A 19,033-nucleotide genomic window follows, 5' to 3' on the forward strand; every position below is an offset into this window, starting at 1 on the left:
CCATGGGCTCAAGCATTCTCACCGCGAAGAACCTCAGCAAAGTGGTTCCCAGCGCGGAAGGTGAACTGACTATCCTGCACGAACTCAGCCTGGAACTGAACAAGGGCGACAGCCTGGCCATCGTCGGCGCGTCCGGTTCCGGCAAATCTACCCTCCTCGGCTTGCTCGCCGGTCTTGACCTGCCAAGCAGTGGCGAGGTCACGCTGGCCGGGCAAGGCCTGAGCACTCTCGACGAAGACCAGCGCGCGCGCATCCGCGCCGAACACGTCGGTTTTGTCTTCCAGTCCTTCCAGTTGCTCGACAGCCTCAATGCGCTGGAAAACGTCATGCTGCCGCTGGAACTCGACGGTCGTAAAGACGCCCGGGCGCGCGCCACCGAATTGCTGCAACGGGTTGGCCTGGGCCAGCGCCTGACTCACTCGCCGCGCCAGCTCTCCGGCGGTGAACAGCAGCGCGTGGCGATTGCCCGTGCGTTCGCTGCCGAGCCGGACGTGTTGTTTGCCGATGAACCCACCGGCAACCTCGACAGCCACACCGGTGAGCGCATCAGCGATCTGCTGTTTGAACTCAACCAGGAACGCGGTACGACCCTGGTACTGGTGACCCACGACGAACGCCTGGCACATCGTTGCCGGCGCCTGATCCGCCTTGAAGCCGGCCTGCTGGTCGCCCCTCTGGAGCCTTGATGGCACGCCTGCCGCTGTTGCGCCTGTTCAGTCTTGCTATCCGCCAATTGCTGCGCGACGCCCGCGCCGGTGAGTTGCGCGTGTTGTTCTTCGCCCTCGTGGTTGCCGTCGCGGCGAGCACCGCCATCGGCTATTTCGGCGCGCGTTTGAACGACGCCATGATGTTGCGTGCCACTGAGTTTCTCGGTGCCGACCTGCTGCTGGAGGGCAGCTCGCCGGCGCGCCCCGAGCAGATCAAAAGCGGCACTGAGCTGGGGCTCGAACATGCGCAAGTGGTGGAGTTTTCCAGCGTCATCGCCACTGACAACGGGATTCAGCTGTCCAGCATCAAAGCGGCAGACGATGTCTACCCGCTACGCGGCGAACTGAAAAGCGCCCCGGCGCCCTTTGCCCCGGAAACATCCGGCGGCGGACCGCAACCGGGTGAAGCGTGGGTCGAAGCCCGACTGCTGACCGCGCTGGACTTGAAGATCGGCGACAGCATCGACGTCGGCATGCGCCCCCTGAAACTGGCGCGAGTCCTGACCTACGAGCCGGACCGCGCCGGCAATTTCTACAGCCTGACGCCGCGTGTGCTGATCAACCTCAGCGACCTCGCCGCGACCGGCGTGGTGCAACCCGGCAGCCGGGTCAGTTACCGCGAACTCTGGCGCGGCAAGCCCGAAGCGCTGGAAATCTATCGGCAATTGATCAAGCCTGGCCTCGCCGCCAACCAGCGCATTCAAGACGCTCGCGACGGCAACCGACAAATCGGTGGCGCACTGGGCATGGCCGAACGTTATTTGAACATGGCAAGTCTGGTGGCAGTCCTGCTGTCCGGTGTCGCGGTGGCGTTGTCGGCGACGCGCTTCGCCACACGTCGATTTGATGCCAGTGCATTGCTGCGTTGCCTGGGTCTGTCCCGTCGGGAAACCATGGTGCTGTTCAGTTTGCAGTTGGCGGTGCTCGGCTTGCTCGCCAGCCTCAGCGGCGCATTGATTGGCTGGCTCGCACAGCTGGGGCTGTTTGCGCTGTTGCATGACCTGTTGCCGACCGATGTTCCACCGGGCGGCCTGTTTCCGGCCATTGCCGGGATCGGCACCGGCCTGGTGGCGCTGGCCGGTTTTGCGCTGCCACCGCTCGCCGCATTGGGTCGGGTGCCGCCGCTGCGGGTGTTGCGTCGGGACATGCTGCCGATTCCGTCCAGCACCTGGATGGTCTATGGCGCCGCATTGGGCGCACTCGGCCTGATCATGTGGCGCCTGAGCCTGGATCTGGTGCTGACGTTCGCCCTGCTCGGTGGCGGCGTCATTGCTGCGGTGGTGCTCGGCGGTTTGCTGTTGCTGCTACTGAACAGCCTGCGCCGGCTGCTCGCTCGCGCTTCGCTACCGTGGCGTCTGGGCCTGGGCCAGTTGCTTCGTCACCCACTGGCGGCGGCGGGCCAGTCGCTGGCCTTCGGTTTGATCCTGCTGTCGATGGCGTTGATCGCATTGTTACGTGGCGAGCTGCTGGACACCTGGCAAAACCAGCTGCCGAAAAATGCGCCCAACTATTTCGCGCTGAACATCCTGCCCGCCGACAAACAGGCGTTCACTGATCGCCTGATCGAACTGTCGGCACAATCAGCGCCACTTTATCCGGTGGTGCCGGGGCGGCTGATCAGCATTAATGGCGAGCCGGTGCAGGACATCGTCAGCAAGGATTCGGCGGGTGATCGAGCGATCCAGCGCGACCTGAGCCTGACCTGGGCAGCGGACCTGCCAGCAGGCAACAAACTCACATCGGGCAATTGGTGGAGCGATCAACCGGCTGACGACGTTCCGGGCGTGTCGGTCGAAGGCAAGGTTGCCGAAAGTCTGAAGCTCAAGCTCGGCGATCACCTGGTGTTTACCGTCGGCGGGGTTAATCGCGAAGCGAAAGTCACCAGCCTGCGGGAGATCAACTGGGACAATTTCCAGCCGAACTTCTTCATGATCTTCCAACCCGGCACCCTGAAGGATTTGCCGGCGACGTACCTGACCAGTTTCTATCTGGCGGCGGGTCACGATCAGCAGATTGTCGACTTGTCCCGCAGCTTCCCGGCGGTGACCATTCTGCAAGTAGAAGCCTTGCTGGAGCAGCTGCGCAGCATCCTCGCCCAAGTCACTCTGGCGGTGGAATACGTGTTGTTGTTTGTGTTGGCGGCCGGCATGGCAGTGCTGTTCTCGGGCTTGCAGGCAACGCTTGATGAACGCATTCGCCAAGGTGCGCTGTTGCGAGCGCTGGGTGCCGAGCGGCAATTGTTGGTGAAGGCCCGGCGGATCGAGTTCGGTCTGCTCGGTGCGGTCAGCGGATTGCTGGCGGCGCTAGGCTCGGAACTGGTGAGCCTGGTGTTGTACCGCTACGCCTTCGACCTGCCGTGGCACCCGCATCCGTGGCTGTTGGTGTTGCCTTTGATCGGCGCGGTGCTGATCGGTGGCGCCGGCGTCTTCGGTACGCGTCGCGCGCTGAACGCCAGCCCCCTGACAGTGCTGCGCGAGGGTTGATAGACTCAGCCCTTCGCCCTCACAAGAAGTTGCCATGAGCCGCTATCGCCCTCCTCGCACCGCCGGAACCGCGCTGATCACCCCCGAAGGTGAAGCGCGGATGCGGGCCGAGTTTCATGAACTTTGGCATGTGCGTCGGCCACAGGTGACGCAGTCGGTGAGCGAGGCCGCCGCGCAAGGCGATCGCTCCGAGAACGCCGAATATACCTACGGCAAAAAAATGCTGCGCGAGATCGACAGTCGCGTGCGGTTTCTCACCAAGCGCCTCGAAGCGCTCAAGGTAGTCAGCGAGAAGCCCAGCGATCCGAACAAGGTCTACTTCGGCGCCTGGGTCACCATCGAAGATGAAGACGGCAAAGAGTCACGCTACCGCATCGTCGGCCCTGATGAACTGGACCTGAAACTGGGCCTGATCAGCATCGACTCGCCCCTCGCCCGCGCCCTGATCGGCAAGGCGCTGGACGCCGAAGTCCGGGTCCAGACACCGACCGGTGAGCAGTGCGTGTACATCGTGGCAATCGAATACCTGTAAGCGGCAAAGCGCTAACACTCAGCGGCGGGTGATCAAGCCTTGTCGGGCAACTCGAGTCAGTTGTTTGATCACTTGCGGCGCGTCGTCAAGGCTGGGCGATTGAATCACCGCCAGATCGAAACTGTCGCTGGCGAATCGAGCCAGTGATCCACCGTCTTCGACAAACTGGATCAGGAAGGCTGCGGGCCCGCCGGTACGACGTGGCCAGCCATCCAGATAACGCAACAGCGTCGGCTGATGTTTACCGCCAAGCAGGATTTTTGGATTGCGCTGGGTGAGGTGGGCCGTGATCGGCGCGGGGCGTACAACGGGGCTTAGTGCATTCATCGTGTCGTGTCTCAGCCTCAAATGTCTGCATGGCAGGTGAGAGGCAACACCGAACCAGCGCTTTAGCGGTATTTCGAAGCCTGTTTCAGGCTTCTGTCGGCAACTGGATGAGTCACCTGGCGCCCCGCAAGTAGCTGTTTAAATCGGCGCATGGGCAACATCCTAGAGAAGCTGACCGGACAGTGTCAAGAATGACGCACAACAAAAAAGGCCCGCAGATTGCGGGCCTTTTCGTTGAGCCAGAGCGGTCAGTCGGTGATCGCGCGGTCAACCGACAGCTTGCCGGCACCTTCGATCAGGATTGCGATGCTGCCACCGAGCAGCGCCAGGGCAAACTCGTAACCGTTGTTGGCCATGAACAGCCCGTTATGGATGTGCACCGAGAAAATGGCCACCAGCGACAGGAAAGTCAGCCCCAATGCCGCCGGGCGTGTCAGCAGGCCAATGATCAGCGCCAGGCCGCCAAAGAACTCGGTACCACCGGACAGAATCGCCATCAGGTGACCCGGTGCCAGACCGAGGCTTTCCATGTATTGCGCGGTGCCGGCAATGCCATAACCACCAAACATTCCGAAGAGTTTCTGGGAGCCGTGGGCCGCGAAGATGATCCCGACAACGATGCGTACCACGGTCAGGCCGAAACCGGCGCGGGTAAACAGTACCTTGTTGATCAGTGAGCTCATGCTGTGTCATCCATTGTGTGATTGTGTGTTGGTTGGTCGCTATATTAATCGGTTAATTTAATGTTTGAAGCGCAATTATTGCAGCATAAATATCAATTTAACCGATCATTTCCGTGAGGCAACTTTCTGTCCCTGAGGCTCCAACGACGCCCGCTCACGGTCGAACGCCAAGTAATACTTGTTCACGCTATTAACATAGCTGACGGGCCCCATGCCCACCTGCTCCATGGCGATCCGCTCGACCTGGAAAAACCACTGATTTGGATTCAACCCGCGCCGCCGTGCCTCGGCGCGCATACCCTGGACCCGCTCCGGCCCGATGTTGTAGGCCGCCAGCACGAACGCCATGCGCTCGCGTTCATTGAGTTTGGGGCTGGCGAAGAACTTGCGACGAATCATTGCCAGGTACTTGGCGCCAGCCTGCACATTGGCGTCGAGTTCCTGAATATTATTGACCCCGACCCGCTGGGCAGCGGACGGGGTAATTTGCATCAGGCCGGTTGGGCCGCCGCCACTGCGGGCACTGGGTTGCAGCGCCGACTCCTTGAACGCCAGCGCGGCCAGATTCAGCCAGTCCATGCCTTGGGCGTCGGCGTGTTTTTGCAGTACCGGACGCAGTTTTTCCAGGCGCTGGCGATCAGCCTTGGCCAGTGGATAGTGCACTTGATACAAGCGGCGATAGATCCGCAGGAAGGCGGCATCCTGATCCGACGGCTTCTTGTAAGTCGTCAGAAAGCGATCGATGCTCGCGCGCAACATCGAGGCATCGCGGCGCACGAACCAGTATTCCTCGCCCGGATCGCTGATCAGCACTTGGCGATCAAAGCGCAACTTCGGCAGGATTTTGCCCCAGCGCTCGGCAATCGGTTGCTCGACGATGGTCAGGTGAAAAATCCCCCCCTGAACCATCTCCAGCACATCCTCGACCGCCAGGCTGGGGTCGACCCATTCGACTTTCACCGGTGCCAGTTTGTGCAAGGCCAGCTTTGAATTGATCTGGCTGATCGCCTCCCCGGCCGCACTGCCCGTGGGCAACGCCAGGGTTTTACCCGAGAGCTGCTCCACTTTGGTGTAGCGCCGCTCACCCTTGATGCCGACCAGCACGAGAGGGATGTTGCTGGCAATCGGTTCACTGCTGCTGACGGCGTGGCCCGCCTGCAAATCGAGCAATTCCCCCGGCGCGACCAGATCGCCCTCCCCGCGCTGCAACGCCCCGAGCAATTGATCTTTGGATTTAGGGATGATCTTGAGGGTGATTTCCTGACCGTCACGGGCATGGCCGTTGAGGTATTGCTCGAACGCACGCAAGCGGTGGTATTCGATGCCGATGGCCTGGCCCTGGACTTCGCCCGAGCTGTTACGGCTCTGGTTGACCAGCACCCGCAGCACGCGACTGTTGCGAATCTCTGCCAGATCACGGACCTTGGCCGCCGGCACGGCTTGCAGCGGGCCGGCCAGACGTGCGACCGCCGGCATCGGCAGCAGCAACGAACCACACAGCAGTAGCAAAATCGAGGGACGTGTCATCCACTCTCCGGAAAGATTACTGGGCCGATTTCCAAAAAAATCATGAAATCGGACGTCAGAAACAGAGCGCCATGAGCGCTGGCAAAGTGCGAAAGACTGGCACAGTGGTGGCACCTTGACCACCCTGACCTGTCTCGCGGCATCAAGAGACAGCTTTAACTCGTTGTAGTTCTTGGCTTTTCTTATAAATCTACAGCTCTGATATGCTTTCCGGCCTTTGGTCCGAGGTAGCACCATGCAACTCATCGATATCGGCGTCAACCTGACCAACCCCAGTTTCGCCGACAAACATCAAGCGGTGCTCGACCGCGCGTACGCCGCCGGGGTCTGCCAACTGGTGCTGACCGGCACCAGCGTCGAAGGCAGCGAACAGGCGCTGGAGCTATGCCGGCACCTGGACGAAACGGCGCAACGGCTGTTCGCCACCGCCGGTATTCATCCTCACTCCGCCAGCGACTGGAACGCCGACAGCGCCCAGCGCCTGCGCAGCGTGCTCAACGAAGCGAACGCCGTGGCCGTCGGTGAATGCGGGCTCGATTTCAATCGTGATTTCTCGCCGCGACCGCAGCAGGAAAAAGTTCTCGAAGAGCACTTGGCGATGGCGGTGGAGCTGCAATTACCGGTGTTCCTCCACGAACGCGACGCCAGTCAGCGACTGCTGGAAATCCTGCGCGATTACCGCGATCAATTGCCGGCAGCGGTAGTGCATTGCTTTACCGGTGAGAAAAAGGCGCTGTTCAGCTACCTCGATCTGGATTTGCACATCGGCATTACCGGCTGGATCTGCGACGAGCGCCGGGGCACTCATTTGCATCCGCTGGTCAAGGAAATCAAACGCGGACGCTTGATGCTCGAGAGCGATGCGCCGTACCTGTTGCCGCGCAGCTTGCGACCCAAACCGAAAAACGGTCGCAATGAGCCGGCGTATTTGACTGAAGTATTGCGTGAAGTGGCGGTGCATCGCGGGGAAACCGAGGAAGACCTGGCGGCGCATACCACTGCGTGTGCACGGGCATTCTTCGGGTTGCCTGCAATCGCCCAGTAATCTCAGCGCCCCCCTGCCGAAGCAAGCAACCTTTGGCCAGAGGGTTGCTGTGGTCAGGGGGCTTGCTGTGGTGAGAGGGCCTGTGGCGAGGGGGCTTGCCCCCGTTGGGTCGCGAAGCGGCCCCGAAAAATCAAGATCCAGGACCGCTGCGCAGTCCAACGGGGGCAAGCCCCCTCGCCACAGCAAGCCCCCTGACCACAACAAACCCCTTCACCACAACAAACCCCTTCACCACAGCAGCCCTCCTCACCACAGCAACTCAACTCACCACAGCCCCCCTCACCACAGCTTCGCTCCCACATTGACCTGCATCAAAGTCCAGGCACCTGAGTAACGGCACAATGCTGGCACCTTGCCAATGCTGTTTCCGCTTTCAGAGAAAACCTTCCATGGGTGCCTGGCTTAGCAACATCTCGCTGAAGTACAAGTTCTGGGCGGTCAACGCGGTCGCCTTTGTCACCACCCTGCTGTTGGTGTTGTACGCCGTGCAACTCGAACAACAGGCCCGCAGCCACGCGTCGCAAGCGAACGCCCAGGCGCAGGCGCGGTTACTTGGCGCGTGGCCTGCGGGTCAGCCGTTGCCCAGCGCCGAGAACCTGCTGACGTTCAATCGCGGACAGTCGCCGAGCCTGAACGGGCAGCCGATTCTGCTGGTGTCCGACAGTAACGGTTGGGTCGAAATCAATGCGATGCCGCTGTTGGGCGATAACCCGCTGATGGGCGCCGAGGTTTTCACCCGGCCCGACGGTCAGCACGTTGCCGTCGTCGCCTATGGCCCCAGCCTGAGCCAAGTGTTCGGCGAACGTTTTGCCAACTACGCGGTGGCGGTGTTCATCCTGATGCTGGCGATGCTCGGCGCATCGCAGTTGTTGATCCGCTTCCTGCTCAGCCAGCTCAACACCTTGAAAGACGTGATGCTGCACGTTGAGAAAACCGGTGACTTGTCGGCCCGCGTGCCGCTCGCCTGCACGGACGAAGTCGGGCAGATGGCCAACGCGTTCAACGCCATGCAGGCGGGTTATCAGCGAGTGGTCAACACCGTCGCCAGCACCGCCCGGCAGTTGGATGAGGGCGCGGCGCGGTTGGCGTCGAGCATGAACGAAGTGCGCCACGGCATGCTCGGCCAGCAAAGTGAAACCGATCAAGCCGCCACCGCGATCAATGAAATGACCGCCACCGTCTATCACATTGCCCAACACGCCGGCGCCACCCGCGACCTGTCGCAAAGTGCCGACGCGCTGGCGGGCAGCGGTCAGGCCGTGGTCAGTCGGGTGCAAGCGTCGATTGCCGGGTTGTCGACCGGCGTGCAGCAAACCGCCGAGATGATCCAGCGCCTGGCCGAGGACAGTCAGAAGATCAACGGCGTCGTCGGTGTCATTCACAGCATTGCCGAACAAACCAATTTGCTGGCGCTCAACGCGGCCATCGAAGCGGCGCGGGCCGGTGACATGGGGCGCGGTTTCGCAGTGGTCGCCGACGAAGTGCGCAACCTCGCCAAGCGAGTGCAGGCGTCGACCGATGAAATCACGGTCATGGTCACCGCGTTGCAGGCCGGTACGCGCGACGCGGTGGACTTCATGCAAGAGAGTTCGTTCAAGGCTGACGATTGCGTGCAACAGGCTCAGGAGGCCGGCGTCGCCTTGGCGCAAATCACCGGTGCGGTGGCGCAGATGCGTGAAAGCAACACGCAGATTGCGGTGGCGGCCGAGCAGCAGAGTCACGTGGCGGAAGAGATGAACCGGGCCGTGGTGAGCATTCGTGATGTGACCGAGAACACCGTGCGCCAGACCGTGGATTCGGCGACGACCAGTAATGAATTAGCGACGCTGGCCGGGGAATTGAGCAAGGCCATCGGGCAGTTGAAATTCTGAGATGCTCATCGTCGGAACGCCGCCCGCAGCTGGCTTGCTCCGGGCGGCGACAGCGTCAGGCCGGCTGACATTCGTCTTGAACGTGTCCGCTATCAATCCCATAGCCAACCTCGATTCGCCGCGCTTCGATGCCCCGCCTATTCTTCAAGCCTGTGTTCAGCATGGATCGAGGATTAGCATCATGGGCAAACGTCACCCCAACCTTCCCGCCTGGCAATGGCGCGCCTACCCGAACAATCACCAGCACCCGACCAATCTGGTGCTGCACCTGATTGCCGTGCCGCTGTTCATCGTGGCGTTTCTGCTGATTGTGTCCGGGGTCTTCGGCTTGAGCTTCTTGAACATCGCCGTCGGCGTGATCGGCCTGCTCGCCGCGCTGGGTTTGCAGCGCCATGGTCACAGCCTGGAGGCGCAAGCCGCCGAGCCGTTCACCGACCGCAAAGACGCGGTATCGCGCTTGCTGGTCGAGCAGTTCCTGACCTTTCCCCGGTTTTTGCTCAGCGGCGGCTGGTGGCGCGCCTGGCGTGAACGCCACCGTCGTCACTGATCAGGCAAAGACCGTTACGGTCTGCCGGCTCATGGCGATCAATTGCCCCTGCGCGCTCCATAGCTTCGCGGCCGTGTGACCATAGCCGTCGGCCGCGTGCTCGATTTCAACCAGGTATTTGCACCAGTCCAGCGTGCTGAGTTCCATCAGCGGCTGAACGAATTCGATGGTCCAGGTCAGCGTGCTGCCCATCGCCGGTTTTTTCAGGTGCGGCAACACCGCCGGCGGCCACGCGTCAACGAGTGCGAGGAGATGCGATTCGCTGACGCGCTCTTCCTGCACATCCCCGCGCAAACGCACCCAGCCGCCCATCGTACGGGATGTGTTGCCGGTAAACGGCATGCCGCCCACCGCCCAGCGCATTGCCAGATGCCGCATGAATTCCGGGGTCACGCCTTTGATGTAAGGCAGCTCCGGGCACTCGTCCCAATGCTTCATTTCAGGTGCCGGCTCAGCGGCGACCGCCACTTCGGATGGCCGCGAGGCGCCAAAGCTGCCCTGAATCAACGTCACCACCTGGCCCTTCTGCATCGCCCGCCCCAGCACCTGGCTGACGGCCTTGCCTTCGCGCAGCACATCGACTTCGAAACTCACCGGCACTTCGGGCTCGACAGGGCCGACAAAGGTAATGGCCAGTGAACGCACCGGGCGCTCCGCCGACACTTTTGCGCGCATGGCTTCCAACTGCAACGCGGCGACCAGGCCACCGAAACTGGCCCGCCCCTGCCCCCATTCGGCCGGAATGGACAGCGCCAGCGGCTGACTGCGAACAGCGTCGAGCAGATCGGAAAAGCGCATGAAAACCTCAATGAGCAGAAAAGGGTGAAGGGATCTTATCGACCTGAAGGAAGCGACACAGCGCCCATTCCGGCCAAATTGACTGACAGAAAAGCCGCGTCTCGAGCAAATTCACGCCGAACCACTGTGGCAGCGAGCCTGCTCCCGCATTGGGATTGCCAGGCTTCAGGCGTTGAAACAGGCCGCACCGAGTTTGTCGAGTACGCGATCTGCGCGCCGTTCGGCCTTGGCCATGGTGGTTTTCCAGACCGCGACGCAAGGCCGCAAATCGGCTTCCACTTCAGCGCGGGCCAGCCACTGCCAGCAATCGTGCCAATCGCCCAAGGCCGCTTGCGCCGCCTTCAAATGTGGCAACGCGGCTTCAGGCAGGCGGTCCAGTTCGGGATAGGCTTCAATGCCGTAGCGCACCCGCTTGATCAGCAGGCGCAGCAAATGACGGTCATGGGCCGGATCATGCAAGCTGTGGTCGAGTTTTTTCCATTGTTTGGCCAGGCGTTTTTCGATGCGTTTGCGCAGGCCTTTGAGCAAGCCCTGACGCTGGGAGGCACGCAGAAAACGCGGGAAGGCGTCGAGGATCATCAGCAATTGTGTGACCTCGGCACTGGTCGCCACCGCCGGATAAGCCTCGGCCATTTGCGCCATGCGCCGCTGCGCCGCCTCGGGTTGCTCGTGTTCGAGCAAGTACGCCGCCAACACCTCACGGTCGCGCAACGGCGTGGTCAATTGGCCCACCGCCGAGGCCGCCGCTTCCAGCTGTTCGACGCCGGGCAAGCCGCGAAGCGGTCGCAGCAGGCTGCGCAAACGGCGAACCGTGGTGCGCAGATCGTGCAACGCTTCAGGGTCGGTGCGGGCACTCAAGCGTGCCTGACAGGCCAGCAAACGGACTTCAAGGCCCAACACATGAGCCACTAACCGATCAACCAACGCAGACATCGCTTGCTCCCTGAACCGAATTGCCCCCGAATCACGCCATCATGCCTCAACGGCCGGCGCGCGACTCACGAATGTAGAAGCGAGCCTTCTCGGCCTTGCTGGTGCAACCTTCGTAGGCTTCGAATTGCTGCTGGGTCTTGGCACCGGTCAGCAACGACAGCGCCTTCGAATAGCTGACGGTCCCGGCGAAACCTTCGGCCTTGGCCAGGTCCAGTTCATGCCAGGCGGCGTCGATCTGGCTGCCGCAGCTTTCACGGTAAGCCGTTTTGCCAGCACAACCGGCGAGCGCCAAGGCAATCAAAGGCACACAGATCCAGGCTTTCATCGATAACACCTCAAAATAGGTAAACAGTCGTGCAGGTATGACGGCCTGGCACGGGAAAAGTGCCTGGCCCGCGCCACCAAAACTGTAGCGCCGGCAAGAATACGCGGCTGCCGCCACGGAGTGTCGAAAAAACGACGCCCTGGCTCCTCGCGCGACCATAGCGATTGAAGCGCGCCCCTCGATGGGTGCATTGTTGAGCCTTGTCAGACGAGGGCGATTCATGAAAAAGCGCGTCGCACTGGTACTGGGATCTGGTGGGGCCCGGGGCTACGCCCACATTGGGGTCATTGAAGAGATCGAACGGCGAGGTTACGACATCGCCTGCATTGCCGGCTGCTCGATGGGCGCCGTGGTCGGCGGGATCTACGCCGCCGGTAAACTCGACGACTATCGCAACTGGATCGAAAGCCTGGATTACCTCGACGTCTTGCGGCTGGTGGACGTCAGTTTTCGCCTGGGTGCGATTCGCGGCGAGAAAGTCTTCGGGCAGATCCGCAAGATCGTCGGCGAGATCAATATCGAAGACCTGCGCATTCCCTACACGGCGGTCGCTACGGACCTGACCAATCAGCAGGAAATCTGGTTCCAGGAAGGTTGCCTGCACCAGGCAATGCGCGCCTCGGCGGCGATCCCGAGCCTGTTTACCCCGGTGATGCAGGGCAATCGCATGCTGGTGGACGGCGGCATTCTCAACCCGTTGCCGATCGTGCCGGTGGTGTCGAGTCATTGCGACCTGATCATCGCGGTCAACCTCAACTCCACCAACCAGCGCCATTACCAATTGCCGGTCATCCAGCGCCCGCCAGCGTTCAAGAGCCGTTTCGACAGCTTGATCAACTCGCTGGGGTCGAAGTTGCCGTTCCGCCGCAAGCAGGCCGAACAATTACTGTTGCTGGAGAAGGAAGCGTTGATGGCCGAAGCGGCCGAGATCAATCCGTGGATCGAGTCGGCAGCACCCGAAGCGCAGCAACCGGCCGCTGCGCCCGAGCGCGAAGGGGCGCCGAAGTCGGCCACGGGATCGTTCATCATCGACAACGTCGGGCCGGCATCCTTGCTGGATTTGATCAACCAGAGTTTCGAGGTGATGCAGACGTCGCTGGCGCAGTACAAGATTGCCGGGTATCCGCCGGATATCCTGATCAACGTGCCGAAGCGGGTTTGCCGTTTTTTTGAGTTCTACAAAGCGCCGGAGTTGATCGCGCTGGGACGGGAGATTGCGCGGGATACGCTGGATCGGTATGAGAGTGAGCGCGAGGCCTGAGGTTCTCGAGTGAATGGCAGGGCCCCTTCGCGGGCAAGCCCGCTCCCACAGTGGATCTGTGTACACCGTCAAATGTGGGAGCGGGCTTGCTCGCGAAGGCGCCAGTTCAGGCAATACAGCGTCAAAGACTGCCCTCGCTCAACAACCGATACCCAACCCCCGCCTCGGTCACGATAAACCGCGGCAGGGTTGGATCATCCGCCAGTTTCTGCCGCAAATGCCCCACCACGATCCGCAAATAATGGCTGTCTTCGGTATGGGTCGGCCCCCAGATGTCCTTGAGCAATTGCTGCTGCGTGATCACCCGCCCCGGGTGTCGCGCCAGTTGCGCCAGCACCGCATATTCCTTGCGGGTCAGCGCCACTTCAGTGCCGTCGAGCAACACCCGCCGATACGCCAGGTCCACGGTCAACGGGCCGAAGGTCAATGCCGCTTGTTGCGCCTCGCCCACCGGGGCCTGACGCAACAATGCGCGCACTCGGGCAAGAAACTCCTGAATGCCGAACGGCTTGGTCACGTAGTCGTTGGCGCCGCCATCCAGGGCTTCGACTTTCTGCCCTTCGCTGGCCCGCACCGACAACACCAGCACCGGCACCGTCGACCATTCGCGGAACTCGCGCAGCACTTGCTGGCCGTCCATGTCCGGCAAGCCGAGGTCGAGCACCAGCAGGTCCGGTTTGTTCAGCGCGGCCTGCGCCAGCCCTTCGTTGCCGGTGCCGGCTTCCAGCACTTTGTAGCCTTGTGAGACGAGGCTGATGCGCAGGAATTTGCGGATCTGCGGTTCGTCGTCGATGACCAGGATGGTCGCGGTCTGGCTCATGGTTTCTGATCGCGGCATGGAGATGTCCAGAGGGTATCAGGCTTCACTTTCGGCGCTCACTTTCAACTTTCAATTTCTGCGTCCGGCTGCGCCTGCAACGGCAGGTGAAGTGTGATGCACGTGCCGCGTCCTTCAATGCCCTCCGCCACGCTGATCCGCCCGCCGTGCGCGCCGACCATCCCCTGACAAATCGCCAGGCCGAGCCCGGTGCCCTGCCCGCCCCGGTCACCGCGCGCGGCGGTGTAGAACATGTCGAAAATCTTCGCCCGCTCCTCCTGCGGAATCCCCGGCCCTTCGTCGCTGACCGAGAAAAACAATTCGCTGTCGTCGGCGCCGGCGCGCAGTTGCAAACGCCCGTGAGGCGGCGAAAAGCGTGCCGCGTTTTCCAGGACATTGACCAACGCCTGTTCGATCAGCGCGGCGTGCACGTACAGCAACGGCAACTCCGGCGGCACGTCGGTGCTGACCTGCAACGGCGCCAGCACCGCACGCAGCCGATTGAGCGAACTGCCGACGATGTCGGCCGGCGACACCCAGTCCCGCGCCAGCTTCAGCGCGCCGTGACCGAGGCGGGTCATGTCCAGCAAGTTTTGAATGTAGCGGTCGAGGCGTTCCGCTTCATCGCGAGTGCCTTCGAGCAGCTCGCGACGATCCTCCAGCGGGATGGCTTCGCCAAGCGCCAGCAGGCTGTCGATGCTGCCGCGCATCGAGGTCAGCGGCGTGCGCAAATCGTGGGACACCGACGCCAGCAAGGCGCTGCGCAGTTGTTCGGTTTCGCCGTGCAACCGCGCCGCTTCCAGGTCTTCCGCCAGTTGCGCGCGGGCCAGCGCCTGCGCCAGCGGCTGGCTCAGTGCCGTGAGCAAACGCCGGCGCTGGCCGCTCAACGTCTGGCCTTCTTTGGCACACACGCCGAGCAGCGCCAGCGGGCCGTCTTCAACCGACAGCGGCCACCACCACCAACGTCCGAGCGGCAACGTGCCGGTACCGGCGCCTGCCGGCTGATCGTGTTGCCAGGCCCAATCAGCAGCCGCGCGTTCAGCTTCAGAGAACTCCAGCGGACCACCGGTTTCGACTTTCCAGCCGCCCTGGCCGTCGCGGTTGAGCAGGCACAGCTTCAGGTCGCTCCAGCCGTTGAGGTGTTGCGCGGCGGCGCTGACCACGGCTTGGCGATCGGTGGCGGCGGTGAGTTTGCGCGACAGATCGAGCAGTTCGCTGGTTTCTTCCTGCGTGTCACGCAGCGCCTGCAACTGTCGCCGCTGGCGCGCCGCGAGGTTGCCGGTGAGCGCGGCCATCAACAGGAAGAACAGCAACGTCAGCACGTCTTCTTCGCGCTGAATGCTGAAAGAGAAATTCGGTGGAATGAACAGAAAGTCGTAGGTCAGAAATGACAGGCCCGCACAGACCAACGCCGGGCCAAGGCTGCTGCGCACCGCCACCAGCAACACGGCGGCGAGGAACACCAGCGAGATATTCGGCAGCGGCAACACGCTCGCCACGGCCCAGGCCAAGGCACTGGCCAACACCGTCGCCACCACCGCCAACGCGTAGTCGAACCACACCAGCGACTGTGTCGAACGCTGGCGTGGCTGATGCTGCGGGTGATCGCTGTCGAGGACGTTGATTTCCAACCCGCGCGCATCGCGCAGCAGGCGTGAGGCCAGGCCGCCACCGAACAACCGTCGACGCAAACGCTGCCGCGATTGACCGACCAGCACCAGACTGGCGCGGCGTTCGGCGGCGTGCTGAATCAGGGTCTTGGCCACTTCACCGGCACGCAGCAACACCACTTCGCCGCCCAGACGCTCGGCCAATTGCTGGGCACTTTGCAGGCGCAGACGCGATTGCTCGTCACGCACACTGCCGTTGTCGACATGCACCAGGCTCCAGGGCAGATGCCGGCGCTGGGCGACGCGGCTGGCGTGCCGCACCAGCCGCTCGGCCTGCGCATCGCCATCGACGCCGACCAGCAGCCGACCGCGCACCGCCGGGGCCGCTTGACCGAGTTGGCGATAACCTTGCGCCAGGTCGTTATCGACCTGCGCGGCGGCGGTTTGCATCGCCATCTCGCGCAGGGCGGTAAGGTTGGTCTGGGTGAAAAATGCATCGATGGCCGCCCGCGCCTGCTCCGGCACGTAGACCTTGCCGTCGCGCAGGCGCTCAAGCAACTCGCGCGGCGGCAAGTCGATCAGCAGCAGTTCGTAGGCTTCTTGCAGGACCCAGTCCGGCAGCGTTTCGCGGACCTGCACACCGGTGATCCCGCGCACCTGGTCGTTCAAACTTTCGAGGTGCTGGACGTTGACCGTAGTGAACACATCGATGCCGGCGGCGAGCAATTCCTGGATGTCTTGCCAACGCTTGGCGTGTCGGCTGCCGGGGGCGTTGCTGTGCGCCAGTTCGTCGACCAGCACCAGTTTCGGCTTGGCCGCCAACAGCCCGTCGAGGTCCATTTCTTCGAGCATCACGCCACGGTATTCCGAGCGCACCAACGGCTGCTGCGGAAGTCCGCCGAGCAGCGCTTCGGTTTCAGCGCGGCCGTGAGTTTCGACCACGCCGGCGATGACTTTCACCCCTTGACGCAGTTGCGTATGAGCCGCTTGCAGCATGGCGTAGGTCTTGCCGACACCGGGCGCGGCGCCGAGGAAAACCTTGAGCCGGCCACGGCCATCGCGGGGCAGGTCTGCTAACAGCGCGTCGGCGCGGCCGGAGTCACTCATGCTTGAAGTTCTCTTCTTTCAGGTGTTGAGGTGGTGATTGAGCGGCCGCCTTCGCGAGCAACACCGATCTACAGGTTTTCCAGCGCCATATTCAGCGCCAATACATTCACCACCGGCGGCCCAACCAGCGGCTGTTCGATGTGCGCGTTCAGCAATTGCTCAAGCGTAGACACCGGCAAATTCCGCGCCGCCGCAACACGCGCCAGTTGATAGGCAATCGCGGCCGGTGGCAAGTGCGGATCGAGACCGCTGCCGGAGGTGGTCAGCAGCGCCAATGGCACCGGCCCCTGCCCCGGCACCAGCAGCTTGTTGGCATCGTCGATCACCCGAGTGGCCAGCGCCGGGTTGCTCGGTGCCAGGTTGCTCGCACTGCTCGACACGGTGGCGAAAGCACCGGCGGATGGGCGCGGATGAAACCAGGCGTCACCGACGAAATCCTGGGCGATCAGCGAGGAGCCACGCACCTTGCCGTCGGCGTCACGCACGAGGCTGCCGTTGGCTTGATCGGGGAACGCCACCTGCGCGACACCGGTGACCACCAAGGGATAAGCGACGCCGGTGATCAGGGTCATCAGCACCAGCAGGCTCAAGGCCGGACGTATCATTGTGGACATTTCAAAATCCTCGAATTCAGTGAATACAGACACAAGCCCCACGCTGTGGCGAGGGGGCTTGCCCCCGTTGGGCTGCGCAGCAGCCCTATAACCTGCAATCTCATTTCTTCAGGCCTATCGCCTGCAGTGGGCTGGCGACTGCTTCGCAGTCGAACGGGGGCTAGCCCCCTCGCCACAAAAGCTCGCGCTGCCTGACAGCTCGTCAAACCAGATGCAACGCCGTCAACAGCATGTCGATTGCTTTGATGCCCACAAACGGCACCACGATCCCGCCCAATCCGTAGATCAACAGATTGCGGCGCAGCAACGCCGCCGCACTGGCGGCCTGCACCCGCACGCCACGCAGTGCCAGCGGAATCAGCACCACGATGATCAAGGCGTTGAACACAATCGCCGAGAGGATCGCGCTCTGCGGACTGGTCAGGTGCATGATGTTCAGCACGCCCAGTTGCGGGTAAATCGAAGCGAACAGCGCCGGCAGAATCGCGAAGTATTTGGCCACGTCGTTGGCGATGGAAAAGGTCGTCAGCGCGCCACGGGTGACCAGCAATTCCTTGCCGATCTGCACCACGTCCAGCAACTTGGTCGGATCACTGTCGAGGTCGACCATGTTCGCCGCTTCGCGTGCGGCTTGCGTGCCATCGTTCATCGCCATGCCGACGTCGGCCTGAGCCAGTGCCGGGGCGTCGTTGGCGCCGTCGCCGCACATCGCAACCAGACGACCGTCGTTTTGCTCGTGACGAATGCGCGCCAGTTTTTTCTCCGGCGTGGCTTCGGCCAGCACGTCATCGACACCCGCCTCGGCCGCAATCGCCGCCGCCGTCAGCGGGTTGTCGCCGGTCACCATGACCGTGCGAATCCCCAGTTTGCGCAGCTCGGCAAAACGCTCACGAATCCCCGGCTTGACCACGTCCTTGAGGTGAATCGCACCGAGCAACTTGCCGTCGGCACAGACCAGCAACGGCGTGCCGCCGCTCTGGGCGATCTTGTCGATTTCACGGGACAGCGGCGCGGCCAGATCGGCGCGTTTCAGACCGACAAAGGCCAGCAACGAATCCACCGCGCCTTTGCGAAACACCCGGCCCTGATAGTCGACACCGGACAGACGCGTTTCGGCGCTGAACGGCACGGCAGTCAGCAACTCGCTGGCCGGCTCGGGTTGCGGTTGAGTGCCGCGCAGGTATTCGACGATGGATTTGCCTTCGGCGGTGTCATCCGCCAGCGAGGCGAACAGCGCGCCTTCTGCCAGTTCCTTCGCGGTCACGCCCGGTGCCGGGTACACGGCGGTGCAACGACGGTTACCGAAGGTGATGGTGCCGGTCTTGTCCAGCAACAGCACATGCACGTCGCCCGCCGCTTCCACGGCGCGACCGGACTTGGCGATCACGTTGAGGCGCACCAGACGGTCCATCCCGGCAATCCCGATGGCGGACAGCAACCCGCCAATGGTGGTCGGAATCAATGTGACCAATAGCGCCACCAGGAACACCAGCGGCAGGCTGCCGTTGGCGAAGTGGGCGAACGGTTGCAGGGTCACGACCACCAGCAGGAAGATCAGCGTCAACCCGATCAACAGGATGTCGAGCGCCACTTCGTTCGGGGTTTTCTGGCGTTTGGCGCCTTCGACCAAGGCAATCATGCGATCGAGCGTCGACTCGCCGGGGTTGGCGGTGATGCGCACCAGCAGCCAGTCTGAGACCAGCCGGGTGTTGCCGGTGACGGCCGAACGGTCGCCGCCGGATTCACGAATCACCGGGGCGGATTCGCCGGTAATCGCCGCTTCGTTGACCGCCGCGATGCCTTCGATCACCTCGCCGTCGCTGGGGATCATTTCCCCGGCTTCGAC

General features: G+C 62.4%; 17 protein-coding genes. 7 read left to right on the forward strand and 10 right to left on the reverse strand.

Translation table 11 applies throughout. The annotated features are described in order from the left end of the window. Positions 1–2: 2 nt before the first annotated feature. The 3 genes from ACQKP4_RS16390 to greB are packed head-to-tail and all read left to right on the forward strand — an operon-like array spanning position 3 to position 3,722. Positions 3–686 carry an ABC transporter ATP-binding protein gene (locus tag ACQKP4_RS16390; RefSeq protein ID WP_427634709.1) on the forward strand — a complete coding sequence of 228 codons (684 nt, stop codon included), beginning with the start codon at positions 3–5 and terminating at the stop codon, positions 684–686. Beyond that, a complete protein-coding gene (locus ACQKP4_RS16395; protein ID WP_427634710.1) occupies positions 686–3,190 on the forward strand; it encodes an ABC transporter permease in 2,505 nt (834 codons plus the stop codon). The genes ACQKP4_RS16390 and ACQKP4_RS16395 overlap by 1 nt, the downstream gene beginning before the upstream one ends. 34 nt (positions 3,191–3,224) lie before the next feature. Continuing rightward, positions 3,225–3,722 carry a transcription elongation factor GreB gene (gene greB / locus ACQKP4_RS16400; protein ID WP_033057207.1) on the forward strand — a complete coding sequence of 166 codons (498 nt, stop codon included), beginning with the start codon at positions 3,225–3,227 and terminating at the stop codon, positions 3,720–3,722. An 18-nt stretch (positions 3,723–3,740) separates the two neighbouring features. On the opposite strand, the gene ACQKP4_RS16405 is transcribed toward greB, so the two are convergent. The 3 genes from ACQKP4_RS16405 to ACQKP4_RS16415 form a co-directional block, all read right to left on the reverse strand. Then, entirely contained in the window at positions 3,741–4,049 is a 309-nt protein-coding gene (locus ACQKP4_RS16405; RefSeq protein ID WP_427634711.1) for a class I SAM-dependent methyltransferase, read from the reverse strand. A gap of 248 nt (positions 4,050–4,297) precedes the next feature. Next, positions 4,298–4,732, reverse strand: coding sequence for a DoxX family protein (locus ACQKP4_RS16410; RefSeq protein WP_427634712.1), 435 nt, complete (start codon positions 4,730–4,732; stop codon positions 4,298–4,300). 105 nt (positions 4,733–4,837) lie between these two features. Then, complete coding sequence (locus ACQKP4_RS16415; protein ID WP_427634713.1) at positions 4,838–6,259, reverse strand: transglycosylase SLT domain-containing protein; 1,422 nt, start codon at positions 6,257–6,259, stop codon at positions 4,838–4,840. A gap of 235 nt (positions 6,260–6,494) precedes the next feature. Here ACQKP4_RS16415 and ACQKP4_RS16420 point away from each other — a divergent pair, with 235 nt between their 5' ends. The 3 genes from ACQKP4_RS16420 to ACQKP4_RS16430 all read left to right on the forward strand — a co-directional run bounded on the left by ACQKP4_RS16420 (position 6,495) and on the right by ACQKP4_RS16430 (position 9,722). After that, positions 6,495–7,304, forward strand: a complete 810-nt coding sequence (locus ACQKP4_RS16420; protein WP_427634714.1) for a TatD family hydrolase — start codon at positions 6,495–6,497, stop codon at positions 7,302–7,304. Between the two features lie 389 nt (positions 7,305–7,693). Next, positions 7,694–9,175 (forward strand): methyl-accepting chemotaxis protein, encoded by a 1,482-nt coding sequence (locus ACQKP4_RS16425; protein ID WP_427634715.1) that lies wholly within the window; start codon positions 7,694–7,696, stop codon positions 9,173–9,175. 181 nt (positions 9,176–9,356) lie between these two features. Next, a complete protein-coding gene (locus tag ACQKP4_RS16430) occupies positions 9,357–9,722 on the forward strand; it encodes a terminase (protein WP_427634716.1) in 366 nt (121 codons plus the stop codon). On the opposite strand, the gene ACQKP4_RS16435 is transcribed toward ACQKP4_RS16430, so the two are convergent. From ACQKP4_RS16435 to ACQKP4_RS16445, 3 genes are all read right to left on the reverse strand, one after another. Next, the gene (locus tag ACQKP4_RS16435; protein ID WP_427634717.1) at positions 9,723–10,520 is read right to left on the reverse strand and encodes an acyl-CoA thioesterase; all 798 of its coding nucleotides are present in this window, start codon (positions 10,518–10,520) and stop codon (positions 9,723–9,725) included. It abuts the gene before it with no gap. Positions 10,521–10,685: 165 nt separating this feature from the next. Further along, positions 10,686–11,453, reverse strand: coding sequence for a CHAD domain-containing protein (locus tag ACQKP4_RS16440; RefSeq protein ID WP_427634718.1), 768 nt, complete (start codon positions 11,451–11,453; stop codon positions 10,686–10,688). 46 nt (positions 11,454–11,499) lie between these two features. Next, a complete protein-coding gene (locus tag ACQKP4_RS16445) occupies positions 11,500–11,778 on the reverse strand; it encodes a hypothetical protein (protein ID WP_027925691.1) in 279 nt (92 codons plus the stop codon). 220 nt (positions 11,779–11,998) lie between these two features. Between ACQKP4_RS16445 and ACQKP4_RS16450 the strand changes: the two genes are divergently transcribed. Continuing rightward, positions 11,999–13,039 carry a patatin-like phospholipase family protein gene (locus ACQKP4_RS16450; protein ID WP_427634719.1) on the forward strand — a complete coding sequence of 347 codons (1,041 nt, stop codon included), beginning with the start codon at positions 11,999–12,001 and terminating at the stop codon, positions 13,037–13,039. Between the two features lie 121 nt (positions 13,040–13,160). Here the strand turns inward: ACQKP4_RS16450 and ACQKP4_RS16455 are convergent, their stop codons facing one another. The 4 genes from ACQKP4_RS16455 to kdpB form a co-directional block, all read right to left on the reverse strand. Continuing rightward, complete coding sequence (locus ACQKP4_RS16455; protein WP_427634724.1) at positions 13,161–13,859, reverse strand: response regulator; 699 nt, start codon at positions 13,857–13,859, stop codon at positions 13,161–13,163. A 62-nt stretch (positions 13,860–13,921) separates the two neighbouring features. Further along, a complete protein-coding gene (locus tag ACQKP4_RS16460) occupies positions 13,922–16,573 on the reverse strand; it encodes a DUF4118 domain-containing protein (RefSeq protein WP_427634720.1) in 2,652 nt (883 codons plus the stop codon). Positions 16,574–16,641: 68 nt separating this feature from the next. Then, a complete protein-coding gene (gene kdpC, locus ACQKP4_RS16465; protein ID WP_427634721.1) occupies positions 16,642–17,187 on the reverse strand; it encodes a potassium-transporting ATPase subunit KdpC in 546 nt (181 codons plus the stop codon). A gap of 202 nt (positions 17,188–17,389) precedes the next feature. Continuing rightward, on the reverse strand, positions 17,390–19,033 hold a 1,644-nt coding region (gene kdpB / locus ACQKP4_RS16470), incomplete at its 5' end, for a potassium-transporting ATPase subunit KdpB (RefSeq protein WP_427634722.1).

The organism is Pseudomonas sp. NPDC086278, assembly GCF_050280905.1.
Classification (GTDB): Bacteria; Pseudomonadota; Gammaproteobacteria; order Pseudomonadales; family Pseudomonadaceae; genus Aquipseudomonas.

Bases quoted from the DNA above. Each gene is read 5' to 3' on its own strand.
- ACQKP4_RS16435 (WP_427634717.1), bottom strand. From the start codon at position 10,520: ATGCGCTTTTCCGATCTGCTCGACGCTGTTCGCAGTCAGCCGCTGGCG.
- ACQKP4_RS16395 (WP_427634710.1), top strand. From the start codon at position 686: ATGGCACGCCTGCCGCTGTTGCGCCTGTTCAGTCTTGCTATCCGCCAA.
- ACQKP4_RS16415 (WP_427634713.1), bottom strand. From the start codon at position 6,259: ATGACACGTCCCTCGATTTTGCTACTGCTGTGTGGTTCGTTGCTGCTG.
- ACQKP4_RS16390 (WP_427634709.1), top strand. From the start codon at position 3: ATGGGCTCAAGCATTCTCACCGCGAAGAACCTCAGCAAAGTGGTTCCC.
- ACQKP4_RS16460 (WP_427634720.1), bottom strand. From the start codon at position 16,573: ATGAGTGACTCCGGCCGCGCCGACGCGCTGTTAGCAGACCTGCCCCGC.
- ACQKP4_RS16440 (WP_427634718.1), bottom strand. From the start codon at position 11,453: ATGTCTGCGTTGGTTGATCGGTTAGTGGCTCATGTGTTGGGCCTTGAA.
- ACQKP4_RS16430 (WP_427634716.1), top strand. From the start codon at position 9,357: ATGGGCAAACGTCACCCCAACCTTCCCGCCTGGCAATGGCGCGCCTAC.
- kdpC (WP_427634721.1), bottom strand. From the start codon at position 17,187: ATGTCCACAATGATACGTCCGGCCTTGAGCCTGCTGGTGCTGATGACC.
- ACQKP4_RS16425 (WP_427634715.1), top strand. From the start codon at position 7,694: ATGGGTGCCTGGCTTAGCAACATCTCGCTGAAGTACAAGTTCTGGGCG.
- ACQKP4_RS16450 (WP_427634719.1), top strand. From the start codon at position 11,999: ATGAAAAAGCGCGTCGCACTGGTACTGGGATCTGGTGGGGCCCGGGGC.
- ACQKP4_RS16420 (WP_427634714.1), top strand. From the start codon at position 6,495: ATGCAACTCATCGATATCGGCGTCAACCTGACCAACCCCAGTTTCGCC.
- ACQKP4_RS16410 (WP_427634712.1), bottom strand. From the start codon at position 4,732: ATGAGCTCACTGATCAACAAGGTACTGTTTACCCGCGCCGGTTTCGGC.
- ACQKP4_RS16405 (WP_427634711.1), bottom strand. From the start codon at position 4,049: ATGAATGCACTAAGCCCCGTTGTACGCCCCGCGCCGATCACGGCCCAC.
- ACQKP4_RS16455 (WP_427634724.1), bottom strand. From the start codon at position 13,859: ATGAGCCAGACCGCGACCATCCTGGTCATCGACGACGAACCGCAGATC.
- ACQKP4_RS16445 (WP_027925691.1), bottom strand. From the start codon at position 11,778: ATGAAAGCCTGGATCTGTGTGCCTTTGATTGCCTTGGCGCTCGCCGGT.
- greB (WP_033057207.1), top strand. From the start codon at position 3,225: ATGAGCCGCTATCGCCCTCCTCGCACCGCCGGAACCGCGCTGATCACC.